Origin of the sequence: Vibrio sp. S17_S38, assembly GCF_014694375.1 — a bacterium.
Classification (GTDB): domain Bacteria; phylum Pseudomonadota; class Gammaproteobacteria; order Enterobacterales; family Vibrionaceae; genus Vibrio.
Genome location: NZ_JAAUWW010000020.1, coordinates 1 through 25028, shown reverse-complemented (window position 1 = coordinate 25028; position 25028 = coordinate 1). Strand labels below are relative to the sequence as shown.

At 42.0% G+C, this 25028-nt stretch carries 41 protein-coding genes; 5 read left to right on the top strand and 36 right to left on the bottom strand.

The window, feature by feature from the left end; genetic code table 11:
- The first annotated feature begins 45 nt into the window (after positions 1-45).
- On the top strand, positions 46-678 hold the full coding sequence (msrA, locus tag HC725_RS14270) for a peptide-methionine (S)-S-oxide reductase MsrA (RefSeq protein ID WP_190332540.1): 633 nt from the start codon (positions 46-48) through the stop codon (positions 676-678).
- An 82-nt stretch (positions 679-760) separates the two neighbouring features.
- Here the strand turns inward: msrA and HC725_RS14265 are convergent, their stop codons facing one another.
- A complete protein-coding gene (locus HC725_RS14265; protein WP_190332539.1) occupies positions 761-973 on the bottom strand; it encodes a DUF1107 family protein in 213 nt (70 codons plus the stop codon).
- A gap of 215 nt (positions 974-1188) precedes the next feature.
- Between HC725_RS14265 and HC725_RS14260 the strand changes: the two genes are divergently transcribed.
- Positions 1189-1740 carry a YtfJ family protein gene (locus tag HC725_RS14260; protein WP_190332538.1) on the top strand — a complete coding sequence of 184 codons (552 nt, stop codon included), beginning with the start codon at positions 1189-1191 and terminating at the stop codon, positions 1738-1740.
- Positions 1741-1864: 124 nt separating this feature from the next.
- Here the strand turns inward: HC725_RS14260 and cysC are convergent, their stop codons facing one another.
- From cysC to cobA, 5 genes are all read right to left on the bottom strand, one after another.
- The gene (gene cysC, locus HC725_RS14255) at positions 1865-2506 is read right to left on the bottom strand and encodes an adenylyl-sulfate kinase (protein WP_190332537.1); all 642 of its coding nucleotides are present in this window, start codon (positions 2504-2506) and stop codon (positions 1865-1867) included.
- Positions 2507-2521: 15 nt separating this feature from the next.
- Positions 2522-4246: an SLC13 family permease gene (locus tag HC725_RS14250; protein WP_190332536.1), complete on the bottom strand. Its 1725-nt coding sequence runs from the start codon at positions 4244-4246 to the stop codon at positions 2522-2524.
- Positions 4247-4263: 17 nt separating this feature from the next.
- Positions 4264-5712: a sulfate adenylyltransferase subunit CysN gene (cysN, locus tag HC725_RS14245; protein WP_190332535.1), complete on the bottom strand. Its 1449-nt coding sequence runs from the start codon at positions 5710-5712 to the stop codon at positions 4264-4266.
- A 71-nt stretch (positions 5713-5783) separates the two neighbouring features.
- Positions 5784-6692 carry a sulfate adenylyltransferase subunit CysD gene (gene cysD, locus HC725_RS14240; protein WP_190332534.1) on the bottom strand — a complete coding sequence of 303 codons (909 nt, stop codon included), beginning with the start codon at positions 6690-6692 and terminating at the stop codon, positions 5784-5786.
- Between the two features lie 72 nt (positions 6693-6764).
- A complete protein-coding gene (gene cobA, locus HC725_RS14235; RefSeq protein ID WP_190332533.1) occupies positions 6765-7664 on the bottom strand; it encodes a uroporphyrinogen-III C-methyltransferase in 900 nt (299 codons plus the stop codon).
- A 212-nt stretch (positions 7665-7876) separates the two neighbouring features.
- On the opposite strand from cobA, the gene HC725_RS14230 reads away from it, so the two are divergent.
- Entirely contained in the window at positions 7877-8329 is a 453-nt protein-coding gene (locus HC725_RS14230; protein WP_190332572.1) for a GNAT family N-acetyltransferase, read from the top strand.
- Here the strand turns inward: HC725_RS14230 and HC725_RS14225 are convergent, their stop codons facing one another.
- Positions 8330-8974 carry a LysM-like peptidoglycan-binding domain-containing protein gene (locus HC725_RS14225; protein ID WP_342365952.1) on the bottom strand — a complete coding sequence of 215 codons (645 nt, stop codon included), beginning with the start codon at positions 8972-8974 and terminating at the stop codon, positions 8330-8332.
- A 174-nt stretch (positions 8975-9148) separates the two neighbouring features.
- On the opposite strand from HC725_RS14225, the gene HC725_RS14220 reads away from it, so the two are divergent.
- Together HC725_RS14220 and HC725_RS14215 are read left to right on the top strand one after the other, a co-directional pair.
- Positions 9149-9769 carry an FKBP-type peptidyl-prolyl cis-trans isomerase gene (locus tag HC725_RS14220; protein WP_190332532.1) on the top strand — a complete coding sequence of 207 codons (621 nt, stop codon included), beginning with the start codon at positions 9149-9151 and terminating at the stop codon, positions 9767-9769.
- A 171-nt stretch (positions 9770-9940) separates the two neighbouring features.
- Positions 9941-10417 carry a DUF2780 domain-containing protein gene (locus HC725_RS14215; protein ID WP_190332531.1) on the top strand — a complete coding sequence of 159 codons (477 nt, stop codon included), beginning with the start codon at positions 9941-9943 and terminating at the stop codon, positions 10415-10417.
- A gap of 106 nt (positions 10418-10523) precedes the next feature.
- Here HC725_RS14215 and rplQ read toward each other — a convergent pair whose 3' ends face one another.
- From rplQ to HC725_RS14070, 29 genes are all read right to left on the bottom strand, one after another.
- Entirely contained in the window at positions 10524-10907 is a 384-nt protein-coding gene (gene rplQ / locus HC725_RS14210; RefSeq protein WP_190332530.1) for a 50S ribosomal protein L17, read from the bottom strand.
- A 26-nt stretch (positions 10908-10933) separates the two neighbouring features.
- Positions 10934-11926, bottom strand: coding sequence for a DNA-directed RNA polymerase subunit alpha (locus HC725_RS14205; protein ID WP_190332529.1), 993 nt, complete (start codon positions 11924-11926; stop codon positions 10934-10936).
- Positions 11927-11950: 24 nt separating this feature from the next.
- A complete protein-coding gene (gene rpsD / locus HC725_RS14200) occupies positions 11951-12571 on the bottom strand; it encodes a 30S ribosomal protein S4 (RefSeq protein ID WP_190332528.1) in 621 nt (206 codons plus the stop codon).
- A gap of 29 nt (positions 12572-12600) precedes the next feature.
- Positions 12601-12990: a 30S ribosomal protein S11 gene (rpsK, locus tag HC725_RS14195; RefSeq protein WP_190332527.1), complete on the bottom strand. Its 390-nt coding sequence runs from the start codon at positions 12988-12990 to the stop codon at positions 12601-12603.
- A 21-nt stretch (positions 12991-13011) separates the two neighbouring features.
- Positions 13012-13368, bottom strand: coding sequence for a 30S ribosomal protein S13 (gene rpsM / locus HC725_RS14190; protein ID WP_190332526.1), 357 nt, complete (start codon positions 13366-13368; stop codon positions 13012-13014).
- A gap of 147 nt (positions 13369-13515) precedes the next feature.
- Positions 13516-13629, bottom strand: a complete 114-nt coding sequence (gene rpmJ / locus HC725_RS14185) for a 50S ribosomal protein L36 (RefSeq protein WP_000868186.1) — start codon at positions 13627-13629, stop codon at positions 13516-13518.
- Positions 13630-13671: 42 nt separating this feature from the next.
- The gene (gene secY, locus HC725_RS14180; protein WP_190332525.1) at positions 13672-15006 is read right to left on the bottom strand and encodes a preprotein translocase subunit SecY; all 1335 of its coding nucleotides are present in this window, start codon (positions 15004-15006) and stop codon (positions 13672-13674) included.
- Positions 15007-15026: 20 nt separating this feature from the next.
- The gene (rplO, locus tag HC725_RS14175; protein WP_017026376.1) at positions 15027-15461 is read right to left on the bottom strand and encodes a 50S ribosomal protein L15; all 435 of its coding nucleotides are present in this window, start codon (positions 15459-15461) and stop codon (positions 15027-15029) included.
- Positions 15462-15466: 5 nt separating this feature from the next.
- Entirely contained in the window at positions 15467-15643 is a 177-nt protein-coding gene (rpmD, locus tag HC725_RS14170) for a 50S ribosomal protein L30 (RefSeq protein WP_101111175.1), read from the bottom strand.
- 7 nt (positions 15644-15650) lie between these two features.
- Positions 15651-16151: a 30S ribosomal protein S5 gene (gene rpsE, locus HC725_RS14165; RefSeq protein ID WP_086962096.1), complete on the bottom strand. Its 501-nt coding sequence runs from the start codon at positions 16149-16151 to the stop codon at positions 15651-15653.
- Between the two features lie 14 nt (positions 16152-16165).
- A complete protein-coding gene (rplR, locus tag HC725_RS14160; RefSeq protein ID WP_027697916.1) occupies positions 16166-16519 on the bottom strand; it encodes a 50S ribosomal protein L18 in 354 nt (117 codons plus the stop codon).
- A 9-nt stretch (positions 16520-16528) separates the two neighbouring features.
- A complete protein-coding gene (gene rplF, locus HC725_RS14155; protein WP_190332524.1) occupies positions 16529-17062 on the bottom strand; it encodes a 50S ribosomal protein L6 in 534 nt (177 codons plus the stop codon).
- A gap of 10 nt (positions 17063-17072) precedes the next feature.
- Positions 17073-17465 carry a 30S ribosomal protein S8 gene (gene rpsH, locus HC725_RS14150; RefSeq protein ID WP_190332523.1) on the bottom strand — a complete coding sequence of 131 codons (393 nt, stop codon included), beginning with the start codon at positions 17463-17465 and terminating at the stop codon, positions 17073-17075.
- Between the two features lie 29 nt (positions 17466-17494).
- Positions 17495-17800, bottom strand: coding sequence for a 30S ribosomal protein S14 (gene rpsN, locus HC725_RS14145; RefSeq protein WP_190332522.1), 306 nt, complete (start codon positions 17798-17800; stop codon positions 17495-17497).
- Between the two features lie 17 nt (positions 17801-17817).
- The gene (rplE, locus tag HC725_RS14140; RefSeq protein ID WP_190332521.1) at positions 17818-18357 is read right to left on the bottom strand and encodes a 50S ribosomal protein L5; all 540 of its coding nucleotides are present in this window, start codon (positions 18355-18357) and stop codon (positions 17818-17820) included.
- Positions 18358-18371: 14 nt separating this feature from the next.
- Positions 18372-18686, bottom strand: coding sequence for a 50S ribosomal protein L24 (gene rplX, locus HC725_RS14135; protein WP_190332520.1), 315 nt, complete (start codon positions 18684-18686; stop codon positions 18372-18374).
- A gap of 14 nt (positions 18687-18700) precedes the next feature.
- On the bottom strand, positions 18701-19072 hold the full coding sequence (gene rplN, locus HC725_RS14130; RefSeq protein WP_017026385.1) for a 50S ribosomal protein L14: 372 nt from the start codon (positions 19070-19072) through the stop codon (positions 18701-18703).
- Between the two features lie 166 nt (positions 19073-19238).
- On the bottom strand, positions 19239-19493 hold the full coding sequence (rpsQ, locus tag HC725_RS14125; RefSeq protein ID WP_190332519.1) for a 30S ribosomal protein S17: 255 nt from the start codon (positions 19491-19493) through the stop codon (positions 19239-19241).
- Complete coding sequence (gene rpmC / locus HC725_RS14120) at positions 19493-19684, bottom strand: 50S ribosomal protein L29 (protein ID WP_017026387.1); 192 nt, start codon at positions 19682-19684, stop codon at positions 19493-19495. The genes rpsQ and rpmC overlap by 1 nt, the downstream gene beginning before the upstream one ends.
- Positions 19684-20094, bottom strand: a complete 411-nt coding sequence (gene rplP, locus HC725_RS14115; RefSeq protein WP_153447917.1) for a 50S ribosomal protein L16 — start codon at positions 20092-20094, stop codon at positions 19684-19686. Before rplP ends, rpmC begins: the two co-directional genes overlap by 1 nt.
- An 11-nt stretch (positions 20095-20105) precedes the next feature.
- The gene (gene rpsC, locus HC725_RS14110; RefSeq protein ID WP_190332518.1) at positions 20106-20804 is read right to left on the bottom strand and encodes a 30S ribosomal protein S3; all 699 of its coding nucleotides are present in this window, start codon (positions 20802-20804) and stop codon (positions 20106-20108) included.
- 20 nt (positions 20805-20824) lie between these two features.
- Complete coding sequence (gene rplV / locus HC725_RS14105; RefSeq protein WP_190332517.1) at positions 20825-21157, bottom strand: 50S ribosomal protein L22; 333 nt, start codon at positions 21155-21157, stop codon at positions 20825-20827.
- A 10-nt stretch (positions 21158-21167) separates the two neighbouring features.
- Entirely contained in the window at positions 21168-21446 is a 279-nt protein-coding gene (gene rpsS / locus HC725_RS14100; protein ID WP_004398469.1) for a 30S ribosomal protein S19, read from the bottom strand.
- Between the two features lie 19 nt (positions 21447-21465).
- Complete coding sequence (gene rplB, locus HC725_RS14095; protein ID WP_190332516.1) at positions 21466-22290, bottom strand: 50S ribosomal protein L2; 825 nt, start codon at positions 22288-22290, stop codon at positions 21466-21468.
- A gap of 15 nt (positions 22291-22305) precedes the next feature.
- On the bottom strand, positions 22306-22608 hold the full coding sequence (gene rplW, locus HC725_RS14090; RefSeq protein WP_190332514.1) for a 50S ribosomal protein L23: 303 nt from the start codon (positions 22606-22608) through the stop codon (positions 22306-22308).
- A complete protein-coding gene (gene rplD / locus HC725_RS14085) occupies positions 22605-23207 on the bottom strand; it encodes a 50S ribosomal protein L4 (RefSeq protein ID WP_190332513.1) in 603 nt (200 codons plus the stop codon). The genes rplW and rplD overlap by 4 nt, the downstream gene beginning before the upstream one ends.
- Before the next feature lie 16 nt (positions 23208-23223).
- Positions 23224-23853, bottom strand: a complete 630-nt coding sequence (gene rplC, locus HC725_RS14080; protein WP_190332511.1) for a 50S ribosomal protein L3 — start codon at positions 23851-23853, stop codon at positions 23224-23226.
- A gap of 13 nt (positions 23854-23866) precedes the next feature.
- Positions 23867-24178, bottom strand: coding sequence for a 30S ribosomal protein S10 (rpsJ, locus tag HC725_RS14075; RefSeq protein WP_153447923.1), 312 nt, complete (start codon positions 24176-24178; stop codon positions 23867-23869).
- A 443-nt stretch (positions 24179-24621) separates the two neighbouring features.
- Positions 24622-25028, bottom strand: a 407-nt coding sequence (locus HC725_RS14070) for an EF-Tu C-terminal domain-related protein (protein ID WP_190332509.1), incomplete at its 5' end; no start/stop codon positions are given.

Here is a 25028-nt window from a genome sequence, read left to right as displayed (position 1 = left end):
ACTACCAGATTTTCCATTTTCTCTAAAGCTACAAGAGGCTCAAATATGTCAAATAAAGATAAATTAATTACTCAAGAAACAGCTTTGGTGGGCCGAAGCGAAAAAATGCCGATAACTGAGCGTAATTTTATTAACCAAACGGATCTAACCGCTGAAAAACCAAATGAATGTCAGCAAGTTTTTTTAGGATTAGGTTGTTTTTGGGGAGCTGAACGTGTTTTTTGGCAATTGGAAGGCGTTCTAAGTACATCGGTTGGGTATAGCGGTGGCTATACGCCGAATCCAACCTATCAAGAAGTGTGTTCTGGGCAAACCGGACATGCAGAAGTTGTACGTATTGTATTTGATCCAAGAAAAATCACCTTAAACCAAATTTTAACCGTATTTTGGGAGCGACATGATCCGACTCAGGGAATGCGTCAAGGTAATGATATCGGAACCCAATATCGTTCAATAATATTAGTAGAAAACCCACAAGCCCAAACGGTGGCAATGGCCAGTAAAGAAACGTATCAACAAGCGCTAGAGCAAGCAAATAAACTCAACATCACCACAGAAATAAGCGTGGTCGAAGACTATTATTTAGCCGAAACCTACCATCAGCAATATTTAGCTAAAAACCCTCAAGGCTATTGTGGCATTGGTGGAACTGGAGTTTGTTTCCCACCGGAAAAGTAAACGCTACCACTGAATTCAATCATGGCGTTGTAGCGGCTATTTTATTAACTACAACGCCTATCAGCCAAATAGCAGTATAAATTTAACAATCTAACGATAACGTTTTAATCGCTAAATTGATCTCCTTCATCACCTTTAATTGCTTCTTATCTGCAACTGCTGGTAGCAAAACCTTACCCTGATCAAAACGAAAATACCCAATCCCTTGAATAATAAATTCGCCACTAAATAGCATTTTAACAAAGCGTGCAATTTTGGTTGGGCGATAGCGGCGAAAAATTGGTTTCATATTCATGGTATTAACCTATTTGTTATTGTGTGAATCAAATTCAACGATAAAGCAATTGTAGAGCTAAGGTTGCGTCTCTACTTTAAATCGGTGAATACTTGTTATAGACAAAAAAATGAGATCAAAATTCGATCTAGACGACAAATACACACTTTAAAACACAATTATTACGCTATTATGTAAAGGTTTTTCCATTATTAGTGCTAACTAGGTAATTCATTATGCTCAAAAAAATCACTATCACTCTATTGCTATCCGTTGCTCCTTTTATGACTCACGCTAATAATATCAAGGTCGGCCAAAGTGTCGAGGCGGCCAGTGTCGACAAAGGCGGTGAGATCTTTATTAAAAATGGCAATACATCTTATTTACCATGGACGACTGAGCAAATGCTTGGCAAAGTTCGCGTCATCCAAGCTATTGCTGGTCGCTCAAGTGCAAAAGCAATGAATGCCCCATTAATGGAAGCTATCACCAACGAGCATTTCCCTGAAGATGATTATCAAACTACTACGATTGTGAACCAAAATGATTCAATTTGGGGGACAGGGTCATTTGTTAAATCTTCAGCTGAGGATGGTAAACAAGATTTCCCTTGGTCTTCAATGGTGCTAGACAGTGACGGCGTCGTATCGAAAACGTGGCAACTTGCTGAAAGCACTTCTACCATTATAGTTCAAAATAAAATGGGTCAGGTTCTATATAGCAAACAAGGGCAGTTAACCGATCAAGATATCCAGCAGGTATTGCAGTTAATTAAAAAGTCACTGTAACTTAATCAAAATGAAATAGAGAAGAAAACGTTATTATCCTTCCAAATAAAAATACCAACATTATAAACAGAATAATGAGTTCATAACGTTGGTATTTATGCCAATATAATGAAAAGGAAAAGCGTTATGCGCCAATAATTCCTTTCGCTTGCAACGTATCTAAACACTGTAAAACCAATTCATCGATGGATTTATCGCCAGCAGGTAAATCAATTTCCGCTTGTAATGGCGCTTCATATTCTGAGTCAATGCCGGTGAAGTTAGTTAACTCCCCCGCTCTGGCCTTTTTATACAAACCTTTCGGATCACGTTGTTCGCACACATCAAGCGAAGCATTGACAAACACTTCAATAAATTCACCTTCCGGTAGTAATTCACGCACCATTTGTCTCTCGGCTCGATGGGGAGAAATAAAGGCAGACAAAACAATCAACCCAGCATCAGCCATCAATTTCGCTAATTCACCAATACGGCGAATATTTTCACGTCGATCTTGTACTGAAAAGCCTAAATCACGACAAAGTCCATGTCTAACATTATCACCATCCAACAAATAGGTGTGATAGCCACGTTGAACTAAAGCCGATTCCAGAGCACCTGCGACTGTTGATTTACCTGCACCCGATAAGCCAGTAAACCAAAGTACGACGGGTTTTTGTTGCTTCAATTGTGAACGTGTTTGTTTTGTCACTTGGTGTTGATGCCAAATCACATTCTCGTCTTTTTCAATATCCGCATCAGTTGCATTTTGTTCAATTAGACTCATTATTTACATTCCATCTTAAAAAGGGAAAAAATAAGGGATCAGGCTCAACACTAATGTTGAATACACCAAAGACATTGGCACCCCAATTTTAATAAAATCTTTCATTCGATAATTCCCTACGCTGTATACCAACAAATTAGTTTGATACCCGTAAGGAGAAATAAAACTCGCGCTCGCTCCAAATAATACCGCCATAATAAATGGCATAGGATCGATTCCATATGCCATTGCCATGCTATAACCAATCGGAAAGGCAAGTGCTGCAGCCGCATTATTGGTGATCAACTCAGTTAATATAAGAGTAAACAAATAAGTCGCAATTAAGGCCCCCATTGGTCCCCAACCATTAAACAAATAAATGAACAAATCACCCATGTGTTGTGACAAACCTGATGACATCATTAATTGCGCTAAAGATAACGCTGAGCCAACAATCACAACAATATCTAACGGAAAGCGGCGGCGTAATTCGGTAATACCAACAGCGCCAATCACTAACATCAATACAATATATGCGGCGAGCGCTTTAATAATTGGGACGAACCCGAGTAAAGATACGACGATAGCTAACGCAAATCCCACTAAAGCAATGGTTGATTTTTTACTATCCAGTTTCGCGCTACTGTCTAAATCATTGGTCAATACAAACTCTTTACCGTGCGTTTCTCGCGCTCGATGGAAACCTTTACCGGGAACCAGAATTAAAGTATCGCCAGCAGCTAAAGTAACATTGCCCAACCCACCCTCGAGACGTTCATGCCCACGACGAATGGCGACCACAACTGCATCAAATCGGTCACGAAATTGTGTCGATTTTAAGGTTTTATTACAAATCGAAGCCGATTGACCAACTACTACTTCAATAAAGCTTTGCCCATTTAAATGATGCTGCCCAAACAGGGTAATACCAGAAATCTCTTGCAACGTCGCAACACTTTCCACATCGCCACAAAACAATAATCTGTCTTTTTCGAGTAAAATAAGATCCGGTGTGACCGAAGCTAATGTCACACCATCTCGAATAACTTCAGCCAAAAACAGTTTACGCAATGCCCGCAAGTTATTTTCGGCAATGCTCTTACCAATCAATGGAGACTCTTTTTCAACCCGAGCCTCCAAAAAATAAGGTAATTCATCTTGCTCGTTTGAATCACTGCTTGGTAAAAGATAACTCAATGGAATGAGCACTAAAACGCCACCCGCTAACACTGCGAGACCTATATAAGTGGGGGTAAAGAAACCTAAACTTGGCAACCCTGCATCCACAACAAAACTATTAATAATAAGATTGGTTGACGTACCGATTAACGTTAACGTACCACCAAGGATCGCGGCATAAGAAAGTGGAATTAATAACCTTGATGGAGCATGAGATTGATTGCGCTTAATCGCACCAATTAATGCGACGACTACTGCAGTATTATTAGTAAATGAGGATAAAAATGCAGTTGATAAGCCTAGCTTAGTCACCACACTTCCAAGCTTGCCTTTGGAGATATAACGACTAATCCAACTGATCAAGCGGGTTTTCTCTAACGCACAAGACGCTAAAATTAATAACACTAAAGTAAGTAACGAGGAATTGGTAAAGTTTTTCGCTAATCCATTAAGATCAACCGCGCCAATCATAAAGGCGACAAGTGTGGCTGTGGAAAAAATAAAGCTAGGCTTACACTTGGTAAAGACCAAACTACCAATAATGCTGACTAACAATAATAAGACAACCCATTTTTCCCACATGCCAACACCCAACCTTATTACTGCTTATTCACAGGTTTGACATCAAAAATTTGACTGATATCTTTCGCTTCCCAATGTGGGAAGTGCTTACGAATCAGAGCATTCAATTCAACTTCAAAACTGGCTGAAGTTTGATGGTGAAGATCTTGTGAAAGTAAGCGCTCACGGATCATTCCTGCACCTACCGTCACATTGGTTAACCGATCAATAAAGATAAAACCACCCGTATCTTCGCAATCACTATACTCATCTAGCGCGACGGTTTCAGTTAGTGATATTTCACATAAACCAATACCGTTTAGTGGTAATTCCTTGGTTTCAAATTGCTCAAGATTATTAATATCGTATTGATATCTAATGGACTCTAATTGACCAACCGTTTGTTTTCCGGCAATTTTAATATCGTACTGACGACCGGTTACGAGCGGTTGATCCGTCATCCACACAACATCCGCTAAAAACTGATTAGTCGCTTTAATCGATGCACCTGTAGGGACGAGCAGATCACCACGACTGATATCAATTTCATCTTCAAGAGTTAATGTTATGGCTTGTCCTGCACGCGCCGAATCTAAATCGCCATCAAAAGTCACAATTCGTGCTACTTTTGAGCTTTTACCTGACGGTAATGCTGTCACGCTATCCCCAACTGCAATGGTTCCGTTTGCAATCGTCCCAGCAAATCCACGAAAATCTAAATTAGGGCGATTAACATATTGAATTGGTAAGCGGAATTCACCTTGAGTATTAGCTTGGCTTAAATCAATATTTTCTAAAATTTGCAGCAATGGCAAACCTTGATACCAAGCCAAATTTTCCGTTTGATCGACCACGTTATCGCCTTCCAGCGCCGAAATGGGGATCAATTGAATATCAATATCTTGGTTAAGGTTTGTAGCGAACTCAAAATACTCTTGACGAATTTCTTCAAAACGCGCTTGTGAATACTCCACTAAGTCCATTTTATTAACAGCTACGACAAAATGACGAATACCTAATAAGCTAGCGATAAAAGAGTGACGACGAGTTTGATCGAGCACACCTTTACGAGCATCAATTAAAATAACCGCCACATCACACGTAGAAGCACCTGTCGCCATATTACGCGTATACTGTTCATGCCCAGGAGTATCAGCAATGATAAACTTACGTTTTTGAGTAGAAAAATAACGATACGCTACATCAATGGTAATGCCTTGTTCACGCTCGGCTTGTAGGCCATCAACCAATAATGCTAAATCAGGGCGATCACCCGTAGTACCAACACGTTGGCTATCATTATTGACCGCGGCTAATTGGTCTTCATAAATTTGTTTTGAGTCATGCAGTAAACGACCAATTAAGGTACTTTTACCATCATCAACTGAGCCACAGGTTAGAAAGCGCATTAATGATTTGTATTGATGTCGAGTCAAATAACCTTCGATTCCCAATTCAGCCAATTCAGCTTCAATCACCGTATTCATAGTTAAATCCTTTTATGCAAATGCATGTATTAATAGCGTGGTAGTAAGCGCACTTAAGCAAAAACAATGAATTAGAAATAGCCTTGACGCTTTTTCAATTCCATTGATCCAGACTGATCGTGGTCGATCGCTCGCCCCTGTCTTTCACTTGATCTTGCTACCAACATTTCTTGAATAATTTCGGGTAACGTGGCTGCTGTAGACTCAACTGCCCCCGTTAATGGATAGCACCCTAAAGTTCTAAAACGAACACTCTTATGCTCGACTTTTTCACCCTCTTCAAATACGAAGCGATCATCATCCACCATGATCAACATGCCATTACGATTAACCACAGGACGGACAGCCGATAAATACAAAGGCACAATTTCAATATTTTCTAGGTAAATGTATTGCCAAATATCCAGTTCAGTCCAATTCGATAGAGGGAAAACACGAATGCTTTCTCCTTTATTTACTTGACCGTTATAGGTCTTCCATAATTCTGGACGTTGGTTTTTAGGATCCCAACCATGGTGTTTATCACGGAAGGAATAGACTCGTTCTTTAGCACGCGATTTTTCTTCATCACGACGAGCGCCACCGAATGCTGCATCAAACCCATGTTGATTTAACGCTTGCTTTAAACCTTGAGTTTTCATGATGTCGGTATGTTTAGATGAACCATGAATAAAAGGATTACACCCCATCGCCATTCCTTCTGGATTTTTATGCACCAAAAGATCAAAGCCATATTTTTTAGCGGTGCGATCACGAAATTCAATCATCTCTTTAAATTTCCAATCTGTATCAACATGCAGAAGTGGAAATGGCAACTTGCCTGGATAAAAAGCTTTACGAGCTAAATACAACATAACGGCTGAGTCTTTACCGATCGAATACATCATGACTGGATTATCAAACTCAGCAGCAACTTCACGGATGATATGAATACTTTCCGCTTCTAGTTGCTGCAAGTGGGTCAAACGTTCTTGTTCCATGTTATATTTCCTTATCGCTCTACGAGCTTCTATCTATATCCAAAGGCTAATTACTTCATTTAAAGGCTGTAATTAAACAGCCATCACCTTGGTTTGATTTAAATTTAAATGTGCGATTACGTCACCATGATTCAATTGAGAATCTTGATTAAACCAACTTAATTTATTCGCAAGTTTTACCACTTCGCCCACGACGATTAATGATGGCGATTCAGCACGAGTTGCTAAACTGGCAAGCTCAGAAAGCTCACCAATGAAAACTTTTTGATTTTTCTGTGTACCACGTTGAATGATTGCGATAGGTGTATTTATTGCTCGGCCATTTTCAATCAATTGCTGCTGAATATGACTAGATTTCATCAAGCCCATATAAATCACTAACGTTTGATTACCACGCGCTAACGTTTCCCATTCCAGCGAATCTTGGTCAGATTTAAGATGACCAGTAATAAACATTGCTGACTGAGCATAATCACGGTGAGTTAACGGAATACCAGCATAAGCAGTTGCTCCTGCAGCTGCAGTAATACCGGGAATAACTTCAAATCGAATTCCAGCATCCGCAAGTACTTCTAACTCTTCACCACCGCGGCCAAACATAAAAGGATCACCACCTTTAATTCGTGCCACCTTATAACCTTGTGTCGCGAAATCGACCAAAAGCTGATTGGTTTTATCCTGTGGCACACTGTGATGACCTGCTTTTTTGCCTACACATACTAAGATGGTGTCTTTTGGTATTAGCGCCATGATTTCATCAGAGACTAAATAGTCATAAAGCACAACATCGGCCTGCTGAAGATAAGATAAGGCTTTCAAAGTCAATAATTCAGCATCTCCAGGGCCCGCACCGATCAAAGCTACACACCCACTTATAAGTTTGCTTGTTGATTTAGTCAGTAAGGCATTCATATTTGGAACAGCTTTAACTTGATTTTTGTCTCGCATTGGAAAATGCTTAATCGTATCCATACCTTTGAATCGCCATTAATCCTAAATGAGAATTCATTATGACGATCTGTATGAATTAGCTGAAATGCCAAAAATTCATTCGTTATTCGAATAACTGCTAAGGGAAGGGAAATAATATTAATATTGAGTCTATCAAAAGTACCGTATTGGCGGAGCAAGAGTAAAATGGTAGGGTAATTGAAAATAATGCTCTAATGAATTTAAAGAGAAAAATCATGCAATGGAAATGTGTACCGTTTGAAGAGTTAACACCAATAGAGCTTTATCAGCTATTGAAGTTACGTGTTGATGTCTTTGTTGTAGAACAAACTTGCCCTTATCCAGAACTCGATGGAAAAGATATCCTATCTGGGGTCTACCATTTAATGGGGTATAAAGAAGATGAGCTCATTGCTTGTGCTCGATTACTCCCCCAAGGCATTAGTTTTTCAGAAGTAAGTATTGGGCGTGTAGCAACAAAAGGGAATCATCGCGGGTCAGGCTTAGGGCATCAATTAATTAAAACTGCATTAGAGCATTGTCAAAAATACTGGGGAGAGTGCGATGTGAGCATCGGTGCACAATCGCATTTAGAATATTACTATCAACAACATGGATTTAAAAAGGTCAGTGAGGAATACCTAGAAGATGATATTCCCCATATCGATATGACTAGAATCGCTTAATTACTGACCTCGTTCAAAACCACCACTTGAAAGTCGGAAAAATAATACTGTACCAGCTTCTTTTTCAATCTGAAGAATATCAAGGTCACCACGATTAGTCAGCTTGAAGCGAACTAACTGACCATGTTTAATCTGACTTAATGCTTTATCCTTGCCTTCAATAGCTACCAACTGGTTTAAATCAGACAACGATAGATCATTATTTCGGAAAACCTGAGAGAGAGTATCTCCCTCTTTCACAGTATAATTATGCCAAGGTTCAGGTCCTGCATTATCAGTTACGATAGACTTAGTTTTAGTATCAGATGTTGCATCATCAGTATTACCATTTAGGCTGATTCGCTTTTCATCTTTATTTTCATCTATCTTTGGTTTCGGTTTTGATGCACTAGTCTCAACACCGTTGATCATTACTGGCACCGAAACGCGCTGTGGGCTACTAATTTTGTTAGCTGGTTTAACAATATCAGTGTCGGAATGGCTAACAGGAAAGAAAATCAATAGCAAAACAATCGGTATTAAAACCATTAAACCGCGTTGATGCAACACTGGTAACCCACTCCAGTATTTATTGCAGGCAACAAAAAAGGAACTATTGGCTATTTTATGTTTAAAGGACGATGGTTGTCGATTTCGTTGATTCACAGCCAAACCTCATATTTATTTTTCATCATCATAATTATTTAACTTAAAACTTTGTCAGTAGAGTACAAAATTTCAGACTCCTTCGATAGTAAAACCAATTTATTCTTACAAAGTTTCATCTCTATAGCAGAACTGGTATTCTTAACACTTCATTTAAGCAAACAAGAGATTCGCATGTCTGACGTTAAATTAGAAACAGTTGAACAAAAAGCAAGTTACGGTATTGGTCTTCAAATGGGACAACAACTTGCAGGCAGTGGCCTAGAAGGTCTAAATGTAGCAGCGATTGCAAAAGGTATCGCAACTTCATTAACTGGTGACATGCCAGAAATCGAAGTTGATGAAATTAACAACGCACTACGCGACTTACATACTCGTGCAGAATCACAACGCGCTGAACTTGCTAAAGTAGCAGCTGCAGATGGTGAAGAATTTTTGAAAGATAACGCTCTACGTTCTGAAGTTACTACTCTTGAATCTGGTCTACAGTATGAAGTAATGACTGAAGGTACAGGTGAAGTCCCTACATCCGATAAGCAAGTACGTGTCCATTACCACGGCCAACTAACCGATGGCACTGTTTTCGACAGCTCAGTGCAACGCGGCCAGCCTGCAGAATTCCCTGTAACTGGAGTCATTGCTGGTTGGGTTGAAGCATTACAATTGATGCCTGTTGGTTCAAAATGGAAACTGTATATTCCTCAAGATCTTGCTTATGGCGAGCGTGGTGCAGGTGCAGCAATTCCACCTTTCGCCGCACTTGTATTCGAAGTAGAATTATTAGCAATTCTTTAATATTACAAGTTTTAATGTAAATAGAAGCAGCCTTTGAGCTGCTTTTTTTATCCCCTAATAACTACATAAAACATTATCTTTAACCATAATGACAAATTGCCTTAACTAACGTATAAACTAATATCGTTATATAAGAAACATATCAAAACGTCATTAGCATAGGATACTCCCATGAAGAAAATAACCGTAGGTTTAATCACATTAAGCATACTGATATCAGCACCAAGTTATGCATTATTTGGTCTTAGCGACAAAGATTCAGATTCTGTTAATAAGCTTAGTTCACAAATTAGCAATTCGGCTAAAAATAGTTCTGAATTGGTTAATACGCTAAAAAATGAACTCGGGGTATCATCAACTCAAGCGGCTGGTGGTGCAGGAGCTCTTTTAGCTCTCGCATCAAATAAATTACCAACCGATAGTAGTAATGAATTAGATGGGCTATCTTCTCAACTTGGTGGATTACTTAATACGGCTAAATCAACAAGTGGTTCACTAGATAGCATGGCTGCCGTAAAAAGTGCATTCGAAAAACTAGGCTTAGATAGCTCAATGGTTGATCAATATGCACCAATTGTGCTCGATTATTTAAATAAAGAAGGTGCAAGCAGCGGGCTAATGGATTCACTGACAAGCCTCTGGAAATAAATAAGTATATCGACCATTTTTAAACAAAAAATATTACATAGTATTTTTCAGACAAAAAAAACGCTGAGTCATCGACTCAGCGTTTTTTATTAATGAACTTTCGTATTTATTCAGCAGCTTCTTCAGCTGATGCTGGACGATCTACAAGCTCAATGTAAGCCATTGGAGCTTTATCACCAGTACGGAAGCCACATTTTAAGATGCGAGTATAACCGCCTTGACGGCTCGCAAAACGTGGACCTAGTTCAGTAAACAATTTTGCTACAACTTCGTTATCACGAGTACGAGCAAATGCTAGACGACGGTTAGCAACGCTATCCGTCTTAGCTAATGTAATCAAAGGCTCAACTACGCGGCGAAGCTCTTTTGCCTTAGGCAAAGTCGTCTTAATAACTTCATGACGAACTAGAGAGCCAGCCATGTTGCTAAACATCGCTTTGCGATGGCTGCTGTTGCGGTTGAGTTGACGACCACTCTTACGATGGCGCATGACCTAATCCTTCTAACTAATATCAATTAATCTTCAGCAATCGACGCTGGTGGCCAGTTTTCTAGGCGCATACCTAGAGACAGACCGCGCGACGCTAGAACATCTTTAATTTCTGTTAAAGACTTCTTACCAAGGTTTGGCGTTTTAAGAAGCTCAACCTCAGTACGCTGTACAAGATCACCGATGTAGTGAATCGCTTCTGCTTTTAAGCAGTTAGCAGAGCGAACTGTTAGTTCAAGATCGTCTACAGGACGCAGAAGAATAGGATCGAATTCCGGCTTCTCTTCTTTCTCTTCAGGTACACGTACATCACGTAGATCTACGAACGCATCAAGTTGTTCAGCTAAAATTGTAGCTGCACGACGAATTGCTTCCTCAGGTTCCAAAGTACCGTTCGTTTCCATATCGATAACGAGCTTGTCTAAATCAGTACGTTGCTCTACACGTGCGGCTTCTACTGCATAGGCGATTTTATCGACCGGGCTGTAAGTTGCATCAACAAGTAGACGACCAATTGGACGCTCATCTTCTTCTGTATGGATACGAGCTGAAGACGGAACATAACCACGACCACGTTCTACTTTAATACGCATAGCGATTTCAGCATTGTCATCCGTTAGGTGACAAATAACGTGCTCTGGGTTAGCGATCTCTACATCACCATTATGGATGATGTCACCTGCAACAACAGGGCCCGAGCCTGACTTATTTAGTGTAATGAACACTTCATCTTTGCCTTCGGCAATACTTACAGCTAAACCTTTTAGGTTAAGAAGAACCTCAAGGATATCCTCTTGAACACCTTCTTTGGTGCTGTATTCGTGTAGAACGCCATCAATTTCCACTTCTGTCACAGCACAACCTGGCATAGAAGATAGAAGAATTCGGCGAAGTGCATTACCTAAAGTGTGACCAAAGCCACGCTCTAAAGGCTCAAGAGTTACTTTTGCATGTGTCGTGCTGATCTGTTCGATGTCAACAAGACGTGGCTTAAGAAATTCTGTTACAGAACCCTGCATTGTGTCCTCTCTTTTGTTTAAACTTTACTTAGAGTAAAGTTCGACGATCAAGTGTTCGTTGATGTCAGCAGATAGATCAGAACGTTCTGGGATGCGTTTAAACACACCTTCCATCTTGCCACCATCTACTTCAATCCAAGTTGGTTTTTCGCGTTGTTCAGCAACTTCTAGAGCAGCCTTAATACGTGATTGCAGTTTAGCCTTTTCACGGATAGAAACAACGTCATTCGCCGAAACTTTGAATGAAGGAACGTTAACTACTTTGCCGTTTACTAAGATAGCTTTATGGCTAACTAGTTGACGTGATTCAGCGCGAGTAGCACCAAAGCCCATACGGTAAACAACATTATCTAAACGACCTTCAAGAAGTTGAAGCAGGTTTGCACCTGTATTGCCTTTAAGGCGTGCAGCTTCTTTGTAGTAGTTGCGGAATTGTTTTTCTAGTACGCCATACATACGACGAACTTTTTGCTTCTCACGAAGCTGAACGCCAAACTCAGATAGACGACCGCGACGAGCGCCGTGTACACCTGGTGCGTTATCAATTTTACACTTGGTATCGATCGCGCGGACACCTGACTTAAGGAATAAGTCAGTACCTTCACGACGACTAAGCTTAAGCTTAGGGCCCAAATATCTTGCCATGATCTTTCTCCAATATTCCTAGAAACGAATTAAACGCGACGTTTCTTAGGTGGACGACAACCGTTATGAGGGATCGGAGTTGCATCTACAATATTTGTAATGCGGTAACCCAATGCGTTTAAAGCACGGATTGTAGACTCACGACCAGGACCAGGGCCCTTAACCATAACTTCCAAGTTCTTTAAGCCATATTCTTTGGCTATTTCACCTGCGCGTTCAGCAGCAACCTGTGCAGCAAACGGCGTAGATTTACGAGAACCACGGAAACCTGAACCACCTGCAGTAGCCCAAGCTAGTGCGTTACCTTGACGGTCAGTAATGGTCACGATTGTGTTGTTAAAAGAAGCATGGATGTGCGCTACGCCATCTGCTACTTGCTTGCGAACGCGTTTACGCGTGCGTGTTGGTTGTTTTGCCATTGTACTCTCTACCTTATCCGATTATTTTTTGATCGGCTTGCGCGGACCTTTACGGGTGCGAGCGTTGGTTTTAGTACGCTGTCCACGTAGTGGTAGACTGCGACGATGACGAAGACCACGATAACAACCAAGGTCCATAAGACGCTTAATGTTCATCGAGACTTCACGACGTAGATCACCTTCTACAGTGTATTTAGCTACACCATCACGCAGTTGATCAATCTGCTCATCTGTTAGTTCACTGATCTTAACATCTTCAGCAATACCCACTTCAGCTAAAATAGCTTGAGAACGAGTTTTGCCGATGCCGTAAATCGCTGTAAGTGCGATTACTGCATGTTTTTGATCAGGAATGTTAATGCCTGCTATACGGGCCACTATTCACTCCTAGTACTTATATAAAGAATTATCTGCTGCAAAGCCCGTCGAGGATACGCAGCAGCATACTACTTCTTTTGCACGCAAAAGGTAGGCCGAGGAATATACTCGGCCTGCCTTCATATTTCAAGTAAAAATTTCTGCTAATTAGCCTTGGCGTTGTTTATGCTTTGGCTCACTGCAAATTACACGCACAACACCGTTGCGCTTGATAACTTTACAGTTACGGCAGATTTTTTTAACGGAAGCACGAACTTTCATTGCTAAACTCCGTAAATGAAATCTGAGTTATAACCGCTACTATTAACGACCATAACCTTTCAGATTTGCTTTTTTCAACACAGAATCATACTGCTGAGACATCAGATGAGTCTGTACCTGTGCCATAAAGTCCATGATTACAACCACTACGATTAATAGTGATGTACCACCGAAGTAGAACTTAACGTTCCAAGCGGTCATCATAAACTGTGGGACTAAACAAATAAAGGTAATATATAAAGCACCAACAAGCGTTAAACGTGTCATTACTTTATCTATATATCTTGCTGTCTGTTCACCTGGGCGGATACCGGGTACGAATGCACCGGACTTCTTCAAATTGTCTGCTGTTTCACGAGGGTTAAATACCATCGCAGTATAAAAGAAACAGAAGAAAATAATTGCTGTTGCATACAGTATTATATATAACGGCTGTCCTGGGCTTAAAGCTAAAGACACATCCGTCAACCAACCAAATGTTGGACTTTCTCCATTTTGACCTAACCATTGAGCTAGAGTCCCTGGAAAAAGAATAATACTTGAAGCAAAGATGGCAGGAATAACCCCAGCCATGTTTATCTTCAATGGTAAATGCGTGCTTTGGGCTGCAAATACTTTTCGACCTTGTTGACGCTTTGCATAATTAACGACAATACGACGTTGACCACGCTCCATGAAAACTACGAAATATATTACAGCGAACGCAATTACACCAATCAACAACAAAAGAAGCACGTTCAATTCACCTTGACGCGCTTGCTCAATTGTATGTCCGATTGCAGCAGGCAACCCTGCAACGATACCAGTGAAAATAATCAATGAAATACCGTTACCAATTCCTCGCTCAGTAATTTGTTCACCTAACCACATTAAAAACATGGTGCCAGTTACTAAACTGATGGTAGCAATGATTGTGAACATGGTTTGATCGATAACGACCAGATTTTGGACCATGTTCGGCAAACCAGTTGCAATACCAATTGCTTGGAAAGTTGCCAGCACAAGCGTGCCATAGCGTGTATATCGGCTAATCTTACGACGGCCGGCTTCACCCTCTTTCTTGAGTTCAGCTAACGCTGGATGAACTACTGTTAACAGTTGGACAACAATCGATGCCGAAATATACGGCATGATTCCCAACGCTAATATAGATGCACGCGAAAGAGCACCACCAGAGAACATGTTAAACATTTCAATGATGGTACCTTTTTGCTGTTCGAACAAATCGGCAAGTACAGTCGCATCAATACCAGGAATCGGCACAAAAGAGCCAGCTCGGAATACTAAAAGTGCGCCTATTACGAATAATAAGCGTGACTTTAATTCACCAGTGCCCTGTTTAGCAGCACTGAAATCTTGTCCTGGTTTTTTAGCCATCTGTACCTATCCTTCGAAGATTAAGCTTCGATTTTACCGCCAGCAGCTTCGATAGCAGCTTGAGCACCTTTGGTCACACGTAGACCTTTAACAGTGACAGACTTGCTGATTTCACCAGAAAGAACAACTTTAACGAATTCGATATTCTTAGTGATTACATTAGCAGCTTTCAAGCTGTCAAGATCAATAACGTCAGCCGTTACTTTCGCTAGCTCAGCTAGACGAACTTCAGCAGTCACAAGACTCTTACGAGATGTGAAACCGAATTTTGGTAGACGTTGTTTCAAAGGCATTTGACCACCTTCAAAACCTGGACGAACAGAGCCGCCAGAACGTGATTTTTGACCTTTGTGACCGCGGCCACCAGTTTTACCTAGTCCAGAACCGATACCGCGACCTAAACGCTTCTTAGAAGGTTTAGAACCAGCAGCCGGTGATAGAGTATTCAAACGCATTCTGATTACTCCTCAACTTTAACCATATAGTAAACTTTATTGATCATTCCGCGCACGCACGGAGTATCTTCAAGTTCAACTGTATGGTTGATTCGACGAAGGCCTAGACCACGCAAAGAAGCTTTATGCTTCGGTAGACGGCCGATTGAGCTTTTAGTTTGAGTTACCTTGATAGTTGCCATCGTGTTCTTACTCCGAAATAGATTCAACAGTTAGACCACGTTTAGCAGCTACCATTTCTGGTGACTTCATGCCGCTCAAACCATCAATCGTTGCACGAACAACATTGATTGGGTTTGTAGAGCCATACGCCTTTGCAAGAACGTTATGAACACCTACAACTTCAAGTACTGCACGCATTGCACCACCGGCAATGATACCTGTACCTTCTGAAGCTGGTTGCATGTAAACTTTAGAGCCTGTATGGCGACCTTTCACTGAGTGGTGAAGAGTGCCTTCATTAAGCGCGATAGTAACCATGTTACGACGTGCTTTTTCCATTGCTTTTTGAATCGCAGCTGGTACTTCACGGGCTTTACCGTAACCGAAACCAATGCGACCATTACCGTCACCAACAACAGTTAGTGCAGTAAAGCTAAAGATTCGACCACCTTTAACCGTTTTAGAAACACGGTTAACAGCGATTAATTTTTCGTTCAAATCTGAAGCTTGTTGTTCTTGTTTAGCCATCTTCCAACCCTACCTTAGAATTTCAGACCAGCTTCACGTGCAGAATCTGCAAGTGCCGCTACTCGACCGTGGTATTGGAAACCAGAACGATCGAAAGCAACATCTGAGATGCCTTTTTCGATAGCGCGCTCAGCAATAGCTTTACCTACAGCTTTAGCAGCGTCAACGTTACCAGTATTCTTAACTTGCTCACGGATCGCCTTTTCTACAGTAGAAGCAGAAGCGATAACCACAGAGCCGTTTGGTGCGATAACCTGAGCGTACACATGACGTGGAGTACGGTGTACTACTAGGCGGTTCGCGCCCAGCTCGGCAATCTTACGACGTGCGCGTGTAGCACGACGGATGCGAGATGCTTTCTTATCCATAGTGTTACCTTACTTCTTCTTAGCTTCTTTAGTACGCACATTTTCATCTGCGTAACGAACACCTTTACCTTTATAAGGCTCAGGCTCACGGTAAGAACGAATGTCAGCTGCAACTTGACCAACTTGTTGCTTATCACAACCAGTTAAAATGATCTCAGTTTGAGTTGGACATTCCGCTTTAACACCTTCTGGTAGAGCGTGCTCAACCGGGTGTGAGAAGCCTAAAGTTAGGCCGACTGCATTGCCTTTAATGGCAGCACGGTAACCTACACCTTTAAGAACTAGCTTCTTAGTAAAGCCTTCAGTAACACCAACAACCATATTATTCACTAACGCACGAGCAGTACCTGCTTGAGCATTCGCTTTAAATACACCATCTTTAGGCGTAAATGTTAGGTTGTTATCTTCCTGTGAAAGAACTACAGCGTTATTAATTACGCGAGTCAATTCACCTTTAGCACCTTTGACAGTGACTTCCTGGCCGTTCAGTTTCACCTCAACGCCGGCAGGAATAGCAACTGGTGCTTTAGCAACACGAGACATAGTCTACTCCTTACGCAACGTAACAGATGATTTCACCGCCAAGACCTGCTTTACGAGCAGCACGGTCAGACATCAGACCCTTGGAAGTGGACACAACAGCAACACCCAAACCGCCCATCACAGTCGGTAACGTGTCTTTATTCTTATAGACGCGTAAACCAGGACGTGATACACGTTGGATTTGCTCAATTACAGGATTAGCTTGGAAGTACTTAAGTGTAACTTCTAGCACCGGTTTTACTTCGCCATCTACAGCGAAGTCAGCGATATAACCTTCAGCTTTAAGTAAAGTAGCAAGTGCAACTTTAAGCTTTGAAGAAGGCATTTTCACAGCAACTTTATTTGCTGACTGCCCGTTACGAATACGGGTCAGCATATCCGAAATCGGATCTTGCATGCTCATAAGATTTACTCCAAATGATTAAGTGGCAATTACCAGCTGGCCTTACGAAGTCCAGGAATCTCGCCTTTCATGCAAGCTTCACGAACTTTGATACGGCTCAGACCGAATTTACGTAGGAAACCGTGTGGGCGACCAGTTTGGTTGCAACGGTTGCGCTGACGTGATGCACTTGAATCACGTGGAAGAGATTGCAATTTAAGAACTGCATTCCAACGATCTTCTTCAGATGCGTTTACATCGCTGATGGTTGCTTTAAGAGCAAAACGCTTTTCAGCAAATTGCGCTACAAGCTTTGCACGTTTAGTTTCACGTGCTTTCATTGATTGTTTAGCCATAACAGTAACCCTTCACCTTATTTGCGGAATGGGAAGTTAAAGGCAGCCAGCAGAGCTCGGCCTTCTTCATCGGTACCAGCAGACGTCGTGATAGTAATATCAAGACCGCGGACACGATCGACTTTATCATAGTCGATTTCCGGAAAGATGATTTGCTCGCGAACGCCCATGCTGTAGTTACCGCGTCCGTCAAAAGACTTAGCGCTAACACCACGGAAATCACGTACTCGTGGAAGAGCGATAGAAATCAAACGCTCAAAGAAATCCCACATACGTTCGCCACGCAAGGTTACTTTACAACCAATTGGGTAGCCTTCACGAATTTTGAAACCAGCTACAGATTTACGTGCTTTCGTGATTAGTGGCTTTTGACCTGAAATGGTCGCCATATCACTAGCAGCATTCTCTAGTAGTTTCTTATCGTTGATTGCTTCACCAACGCCCATATTTAGGGTGATTTTATCAATCCTAGGGACTTGCATGACGCTTGTGTAGCTGAACTCTTTGGTCAGTTCAGCGACTACAGACGACTTGTAGTAATCATGCAGTTTCGCCATAGTAGAACTCCAAATTACTTAATTAATTCACCGTTTGATTTGAAGAAACGCACTTTAGTGCCTTCTTCCAAACGGAAACCGATACGATCCGCTTTACCAGTAGATGCGTTAAAGATTGCAACGTTAGAAGCATCAATAGCTGCTTCTTGTTCAACGATGCCACCTTGCTGACCAGTAGCCGGTTGAGGCTTTTGGTGTTTTTTAACAAGGTTGATACCTTCAACGAAAACTTTACCAGTTTCGAGAACCTTAGTTACTTTACCGCGCTTGCCTTTATCTTTACCAGCAAGAACGATTACTTCGTCATTACGACGGATTTTAGCTGCCATTTTATTGTCGCTCCTTACAGAACTTCAGGTGCTAGTGATACAATCTTCATGAATTTCGCATTACGAAGTTCACGAGTCACAGGACCAAAGATACGTGTACCGACTGGTTGCTCAGTATTGTCATTCAACAAGACACAAGCATTACGGTCGAAGCGAATGACAGAACCGTCTGGACGACGAACGCCTTTACGGGTGCGCACCACTACCGCTTTCAGGACATCACCTTTTTTAACTTTACCGCGAGGAATTGCTTCCTTAACAGTAACTTTAATGATGTCTCCGATATGTGCATAACGGCGGTGAGAGCCACCCAGAACCTTAATACACATTACTCTGCGAGCGCCGGAGTTATCCGCTGCGTCGAGTGTACTTTGCATTTGGATCATGTTAGTGCTCCGCTAAATATTAAAACTAGACCCATCACGGGTCGGGCTGCCTCTTTTACAAGGGCTGCGAATTGTACCACCGTTTCTTTTAGAAAGGTAGTCAAAAAATAAACGGCTCCAAAAAAACCTTTGGAGCCGTCTTAAAGAACTAAAAAATAACGGAAAATTAAATTTTCGCTTTTTCTAGAACTTTTACCAATGTCCAAGACTTAGTCTTAGACAATGGGCGACACTCACAGATTTCAACTTTGTCGCCTTGGCTACATTCGTTGTTTTCATCATGTGCATGTACTTTTGTCGTACGTTTAATAAACTTCCCATAAATTGGGTGCTTAATAAAACGTTCGATAGCAACAACAATAGACTTATCCATTTTGTCACTAATTACACGACCTTGAGTCGTACGAGTAGTTTCGCTCATTATGCGCCTGCCTTACTAGTTAAAACAGTCTTAACACGTGCGATATCACGGCGTACAGCTTTCAGAGTATGAGTTTGCTGAAGTTGACCAGTTGCCGCTTGCATGCGCAAGTTAAACTGTTCACGTAGCAAATTCAATAACTCAGCGTTAAGCTCTTCAACGCTTTTTTCGCGTAGGTCTTGTGCTTTCATCACATCACCTGCTTAGTTACAAAAGTTGTTTTTATAGGCAGTTTACGCGCCGCTAGGCGGAACGCTTCACGTGCCAACTCTTCAGGTACACCACCCATCTCGTACATCACTTTACCAGGCTGGATTTGGGCAACCCAATATTCTACGTTACCCTTACCTTTACCTTGACGAACTTCAAGAGGTTTTTCTGTGATAGGTTTATCTGGAAAAACTCGGATCCAGATTTGCCCTTGACGCTTAACGTGACGCGTCATAGCACGACGTGCCGCTTCGATTTGACGAGCTGTCATACGACCACGGCCAACAGCTTTAAGACCGAATTCGCCGAAGCTCACATCAGTACCTTTAGCTAGACCACGGTTACGACCAGTCATAACCTTACGGAATTTAGTACGTTTAGGTTGTAGCATCAGTCGACTCCTTACTTACGGCTTTTACGCTGCTTCTTAGGCTTGTCAGCCTTTGGCTCAACAGCGTTTGCGTCAGGCATTCCACCAAGGATTTCTCCTTTGAAGATCCAAACTTTAACGCCGATCACACCGTATTGGGTGTGAGCCGAAGAAGTTGCGTAATCAATGTCAGCACGTAGGGTATGTAGTGGCACTCGGCCTTCACGGTACCATTCAGTACGCGCGATTTCAGCACCGCCAAGACGGCCACTTACTTCTACTTTAATACCCTTAGCACCTAGACGCATTGCATTTTGTACTGCGCGCTTCATAGCACGACGGAACATAACACGACGTTCTAGTTGAGACGAGATGCTATCAGCCACTAATTGACCGTCTAGCTCTGGTTTGCGTACTTCTGCAATATTAATTTGCGCCGGTACACCTGCAATTTTAGCTACAGCTGCGCGTAGCTTCTCAACGTCTTCGCCTTTTTTACCGATAACGATACCAGGGCGAGCAGTGTGAATAGTCACACGGATGCTTTTCGCTGGACGCTCGATAACGATGCGAGATAAAGACGCTTTAGACAGTTCTTTCGTTAAGAACTGACGTACCTTGAAGTCGCCGTCTAGGTTGTCAGCGAATTCTTTGGTATTAGCAAACCATGTAGCATTCCAAGGCTTAACGATGCCAAGACGAATACCATTTGGATGTACTTTCTGACCCATTTGCTTACTCTCCTAGTCTTTTAGCGATCTGCTACAACAATAGTGATGTGGCTTGAACGCTTCAAGATACGATCGGCACGGCCTTTAGCACGAGGCATAATACGCTTCATGATAGGACCCTCATCTACGAAGATTTTAGCGACATTAAGATCGTCAATATCTGCACCTTCGTTGTGTTCCGCATTTGCAATCGCAGAATCAAGAACTTTCTTAATTAATTCAGCAGCTTTTTTGTTACTGAATGTCAAAATTTCAAGAGCTTGGTCTACTGATTTACCACGGATTTGGTCTGCAACTAAGCGAGCTTTCTGAGGAGAAATGCGAGCAAAGTTATGTTTAGCAATAGCTTCCATTATTTACTCCTTACTTCTTCTTAGCTTTCTTATCTGCAGCATGGCCGCGATAGGTACGAGTTGGTGCGAATTCGCCCAGTTTGTGACCGATCATTTCATCAGTTACAAATACTGGAACGTGTTGACGACCATTATGGACAGCGATGGTCAAACCAATCATTGATGGTATGATCATTGAGCGACGGGACCAAGTCTTAATAGGCTTTTTGTCTCCGCTTTCCACCGCTTTCTCTACCTTCTTCAGCAAGTGTAGGTCAATAAAAGGACCTTTCTTGAGAGAACGTGGCATGGCGATTCCTCTTTATAGATTATTTGTTACGACGACGTACAATGTACTTGTCAGTGCGTTTGTTCTTACGGGTTTTGAAGCCTTTAGTTGGCATACCCCATGGAGAAACTGGATGACGACCGCCAGAAGTACGACCTTCACCACCACCGTGTGGGTGATCTACTGGGTTCATTACCACACCGCGAACGGTAGGACGAACACCGCGCCAGCGGTTAGCACCAGCTTTACCAAGTTCACGGAGCATGTGTTCAGAGTTACCTACTTCACCGATAGTTGCACGGCCTTCAGATAACACTTTACGCATCTCACCAGAACGTAAGCGTAAAGTTACATATGAACCGTCGCGAGCGACAAGTTGAGCATATGCACCAGCTGAACGAGCCAGCTGTGCACCTTTACCAGGCTTAAGTTCAATACAGTGAATAGTCGAACCTACTGGGATATTACGCATCGGCAGAGTATTACCTGCTTTGATTGCGGCATCAACACCAGATTGGATCGCATCACCAGCTTGAATGCCTTTAGGTGCAATGATGTAACGACGTTCACCGTCTGCATACAACACTAAAGCAATGTTTGCACTACGGTTTGGATCGTATTCTAGACGTTCAACCTTTGCAGGGATCCCATCTTTGTTACGTTTAAAGTCAATCAGACGGTAATGGTGCTTATGACCACCACCAATGTGACGAACTGTAATACGACCGTTATTATTACGACCACCGTTTTTAGAGTTTTTCTCTAAAAGTGGTGCGTAAGGCTTACCTTTATGAAGGTCAGCATTAACTACTTTAACAACGTGGCGACGACCAGGGGAAGTCGGCTTACACTTAACAATAGCCATTTTTAACTACTCCTGTTACTCAGCACCGCCAACGAAGTCAAGGTCTTGACCTTCTTTCAACGTCACGTACGCTTTCTTGACGTCTGAACGACGACCTTCACGAGCACCTGAACGCTTGGTCTTACCCTTAAGAACAAGGGTATTTACAGACTTAACTTCAACTTCAAATAGCTTTTCTACAGCTGCTTTAATCTCTTTTTTAGTTGCATTAATAGCAACTTTAAAAACGATAGTGTTTGCTTTTTCAGCAGTCATTGTCGCTTTTTCAGAGATATGCGGAGCACGTAGAACTTTTAGTAGACGCTCTTCACTGATCATGCCAGCATCTCCTCAACTTGCTTCACTGCGTCAGCAGTAATTAGAACCTTGTCAAATGCGATTAGACTTACTGGATCAATACCAGCAACGTCACGTGCATCAACTTTGTATAGGTTACGAGCAGCTAAGAATAGATTCTCGTCTACTTCGCTAGTTACGATTAATACATCGTTTAGCTCAAGATCTTTAAGCTTAGCAACTAGGTCTTTAGTTTTTGGCGCTTCAACTGAGAAGTTATCAACAACGATTAAACGCTCTTGACGAACTAATTCAGAAAGAATGCTTTTCATAGCACCACGGTACATTTTTTTGTTAACTTTTTGGCTGTGATTTTGTGGTTTCGCAGCAAAAGTAACACCACCTGTACGCCAGATTGGGCTACGGATTGTACCAGCACGTGCACGGCCAGTACCTTTTTGACGCCATGGTTTAGCGCCGCCACCAGATACTTCAGAACGAGTCTTTTGAGCACGAGTACCTTGACGAGCACCTGCTGCATATGCAACAACTACTTGATGTACAAGAGCTTCGTTAAACTCACGTCCGAAAGTAGTCTCGGAAACAGTTAGTGCATCAGCACCTTTAACCATCAATTCCATTACTTACTCCTAGACGTTATGCTTTAATAGCTGGTTTTACGATAACGCTGCCGCCGATAGAACCCGGTACTGCACCTTTAATAAGAAGCAGATTGCGTTCAGCGTCAACACGTACGATCTCTAGGTTTTGAGTCGTTACACGCTCAGCACCCATATGACCAGCCATTTTTTTGCCTTTAAACACGCGACCTGGAGTTTGACATTGGCCAATTGAACCCGGTGCACGGTGAGACAAAGAGTTACCGTGAGTCATATCTTGAGTACGGAAGTTCCAACGCTTAACTACGCCTTGGAAGCCCTTACCTTTAGATGTACCAGTAACGTCTACTTTTTTGATTTCATTGAAAAGTTCTACGTTTAGCTCAGCGCCAACTTCAAACTCTTCACCGTTTTCTAAACGGAATTCCCAAAGACCGCGACCTGCTTCAACACCCGCTTTCGCAAAGTGACCAGCTTCAGGCTTAGATACACGGTTAGCTTTCTTAGCACCTGCAGTTACTTGAATAGCTGAGTAACCATCGTTTTCAAGTGTACGCACTTGAGAAACACGGTTCGCTTCAACCTCAACAACTGTTACAGGGATAGAAACGCCTTCTTCGGTAAATACGCGGGTCATACCCACTTTACGACCGACTAGACCAATCATTATCTCTTCTCCCTTAACCTAGGCTGATTTGAACATCAACGCCAGCAGCAAGATCTAAACGCATCAATGCATCAACAGTTTTATCTGTTGGCTCAACGATGTCGATCAAACGCTTGTGAGTACGAATCTCGTACTGATCACGTGCGTCTTTGTTGACGTGAGGAGAAGTAAGAACAGTGAAACGCTCTTTACGAGTAGGCAGTGGAATAGGACCACGAACCTGTGCGCCGGTGCGCTTTGCTGTTTCAACGATTTCCGCTGTAGACTGATCGATTAAACGATAATCGAAAGCCTTAAGACGGATACGAATACGTTGGTTCTGCATGAGACAGAGCTCCAATTAATTAATTACACAAACAATATCGCCACTCAACTGCGTTAACTCGCAGGAATGTCGATTGATTTATGTGAAACCGTAGTGCCCTTATTGGGTACATTGTCAGTTAAAATTGATCAGTAACTATGAATAGATAACTAATTTTATTAACTGCGAACATAAGCTGAGTATACATTATGGTCAATCACCGAATAATCTCTATAAGATTAAGAGTGTTAACACGAATCCTCGCTGCTCATTGGTTCACAACTGGCTTAACCAGTGCGGTGCATTATACAGATCGAAACAATGGATGCAAGGGCAGGATGAAAATTAATCGATGATATGTAATGCTAGAAATATTTTATTCTTTAGATACAAAAAGGGAAGCCTAAGCTCCCCTCTTTTTAGCACTAACGGTTGTTAGTCTTGTTGACTAAAAGCATCAGCAATTAAGCGATAACTTTTGCAACAACACCAGCACCTACAGTACGGCCACCTTCACGGATTGCGAAACGTAGACCTTCATCCATCGCGATTGGTGCGATTAGAGTTACGATCATTTGTACGTTATCGCCAGGCATTACCATTTCAACGCCTTCTGGCAATTGAATGTCGCCAGTTACGTCCGTTGTACGGAAGTAAAACTGTGGACGGTAGCCTTTGAAGAATGGAGTGTGACGTCCACCTTCGTCTTTTGAAAGAACATAAACTTCTGATTCAAAAGTAGTGTGTGGGTTGATTGAACCTTTCGCTGCCAATACTTGACCACGTTCAACGTCATCACGCTTAGTACCACGTAAAAGGGCACCAACGTTCTCACCTGCACGACCTTCGTCAAGCAGTTTACGGAACATTT

Bases quoted from the DNA above. Each gene is read 5' to 3' on its own strand.
- rpmJ (WP_000868186.1), bottom strand. From the start codon at position 13,629: ATGAAAGTTCGTGCTTCCGTTAAAAAAATCTGCCGTAACTGTAAAGTT.
- rplN (WP_017026385.1), bottom strand. From the start codon at position 19,072: ATGATCCAAATGCAAAGTACACTCGACGCAGCGGATAACTCCGGCGCT.
- rpsC (WP_190332518.1), bottom strand. From the start codon at position 20,804: ATGGGTCAGAAAGTACATCCAAATGGTATTCGTCTTGGCATCGTTAAG.
- rplV (WP_190332517.1), bottom strand. From the start codon at position 21,157: ATGGAAGCTATTGCTAAACATAACTTTGCTCGCATTTCTCCTCAGAAA.
- HC725_RS14205 (WP_190332529.1), bottom strand. From the start codon at position 11,926: ATGCAGGGTTCTGTAACAGAATTTCTTAAGCCACGTCTTGTTGACATC.
- rplO (WP_017026376.1), bottom strand. From the start codon at position 15,461: ATGCGTTTGAATACTCTATCACCGGCTGCTGGTTCTAAACCTTCTAAG.
- rplB (WP_190332516.1), bottom strand. From the start codon at position 22,290: ATGGCTATTGTTAAGTGTAAGCCGACTTCCCCTGGTCGTCGCCACGTT.
- rplR (WP_027697916.1), bottom strand. From the start codon at position 16,519: ATGGATAAGAAAGCATCTCGCATCCGTCGTGCTACACGCGCACGTCGT.
- rpsK (WP_190332527.1), bottom strand. From the start codon at position 12,990: ATGGCAAAACAACCAACACGCACGCGTAAACGCGTTCGCAAGCAAGTA.
- rplQ (WP_190332530.1), bottom strand. From the start codon at position 10,907: ATGCGCCATCGTAAGAGTGGTCGTCAACTCAACCGCAACAGCAGCCAT.
- HC725_RS14260 (WP_190332538.1), top strand. From the start codon at position 1,189: ATGCTCAAAAAAATCACTATCACTCTATTGCTATCCGTTGCTCCTTTT.
- cysN (WP_190332535.1), bottom strand. From the start codon at position 5,712: ATGAATACGGTGATTGAAGCTGAATTGGCTGAATTGGGAATCGAAGGT.
- cysD (WP_190332534.1), bottom strand. From the start codon at position 6,692: ATGGAACAAGAACGTTTGACCCACTTGCAGCAACTAGAAGCGGAAAGT.
- rpsD (WP_190332528.1), bottom strand. From the start codon at position 12,571: ATGGCAAGATATTTGGGCCCTAAGCTTAAGCTTAGTCGTCGTGAAGGT.
- rpmC (WP_017026387.1), bottom strand. From the start codon at position 19,684: ATGAAAGCACAAGACCTACGCGAAAAAAGCGTTGAAGAGCTTAACGCT.
- rpsQ (WP_190332519.1), bottom strand. From the start codon at position 19,493: ATGAGCGAAACTACTCGTACGACTCAAGGTCGTGTAATTAGTGACAAA.
- rplX (WP_190332520.1), bottom strand. From the start codon at position 18,686: ATGGCAGCTAAAATCCGTCGTAATGACGAAGTAATCGTTCTTGCTGGT.
- secY (WP_190332525.1), bottom strand. From the start codon at position 15,006: ATGGCTAAAAAACCAGGACAAGATTTCAGTGCTGCTAAACAGGGCACT.
- HC725_RS14265 (WP_190332539.1), bottom strand. From the start codon at position 973: ATGAATATGAAACCAATTTTTCGCCGCTATCGCCCAACCAAAATTGCA.
- rpsE (WP_086962096.1), bottom strand. From the start codon at position 16,151: ATGGCTAAACAAGAACAACAAGCTTCAGATTTGAACGAAAAATTAATC.
- rplC (WP_190332511.1), bottom strand. From the start codon at position 23,853: ATGATTGGTCTAGTCGGTCGTAAAGTGGGTATGACCCGCGTATTTACC.
- rpsH (WP_190332523.1), bottom strand. From the start codon at position 17,465: ATGAGCATGCAAGATCCGATTTCGGATATGCTGACCCGTATTCGTAAC.
- rpsN (WP_190332522.1), bottom strand. From the start codon at position 17,800: ATGGCTAAACAATCAATGAAAGCACGTGAAACTAAACGTGCAAAGCTT.
- rplP (WP_153447917.1), bottom strand. From the start codon at position 20,094: ATGCTACAACCTAAACGTACTAAATTCCGTAAGGTTATGACTGGTCGT.
- rplF (WP_190332524.1), bottom strand. From the start codon at position 17,062: ATGTCTCGTGTTGCTAAAGCACCAGTTGCTATTCCTGCCGGCGTTGAG.
- rpsS (WP_004398469.1), bottom strand. From the start codon at position 21,446: ATGCCACGTTCTCTCAAGAAAGGTCCTTTTATTGACCTACACTTGCTG.
- rpsJ (WP_153447923.1), bottom strand. From the start codon at position 24,178: ATGCAGAACCAACGTATTCGTATCCGTCTTAAGGCTTTCGATTATCGT.
- msrA (WP_190332540.1), top strand. From the start codon at position 46: ATGTCAAATAAAGATAAATTAATTACTCAAGAAACAGCTTTGGTGGGC.
- rplD (WP_190332513.1), bottom strand. From the start codon at position 23,207: ATGGAATTGATGGTTAAAGGTGCTGATGCACTAACTGTTTCCGAGACT.
- HC725_RS14250 (WP_190332536.1), bottom strand. From the start codon at position 4,246: ATGTGGGAAAAATGGGTTGTCTTATTATTGTTAGTCAGCATTATTGGT.
- rpmD (WP_101111175.1), bottom strand. From the start codon at position 15,643: ATGGCAACTATCAAGGTAACTCAAACTAAAAGCTCAATCGGCCGTCTA.
- cobA (WP_190332533.1), bottom strand. From the start codon at position 7,664: ATGGATACGATTAAGCATTTTCCAATGCGAGACAAAAATCAAGTTAAA.
- rplW (WP_190332514.1), bottom strand. From the start codon at position 22,608: ATGATCAGTGAAGAGCGTCTACTAAAAGTTCTACGTGCTCCGCATATC.
- cysC (WP_190332537.1), bottom strand. From the start codon at position 2,506: ATGAGTCTAATTGAACAAAATGCAACTGATGCGGATATTGAAAAAGAC.
- HC725_RS14215 (WP_190332531.1), top strand. From the start codon at position 9,941: ATGAAGAAAATAACCGTAGGTTTAATCACATTAAGCATACTGATATCA.
- HC725_RS14220 (WP_190332532.1), top strand. From the start codon at position 9,149: ATGTCTGACGTTAAATTAGAAACAGTTGAACAAAAAGCAAGTTACGGT.
- rplE (WP_190332521.1), bottom strand. From the start codon at position 18,357: ATGGCGAAACTGCATGATTACTACAAGTCGTCTGTAGTCGCTGAACTG.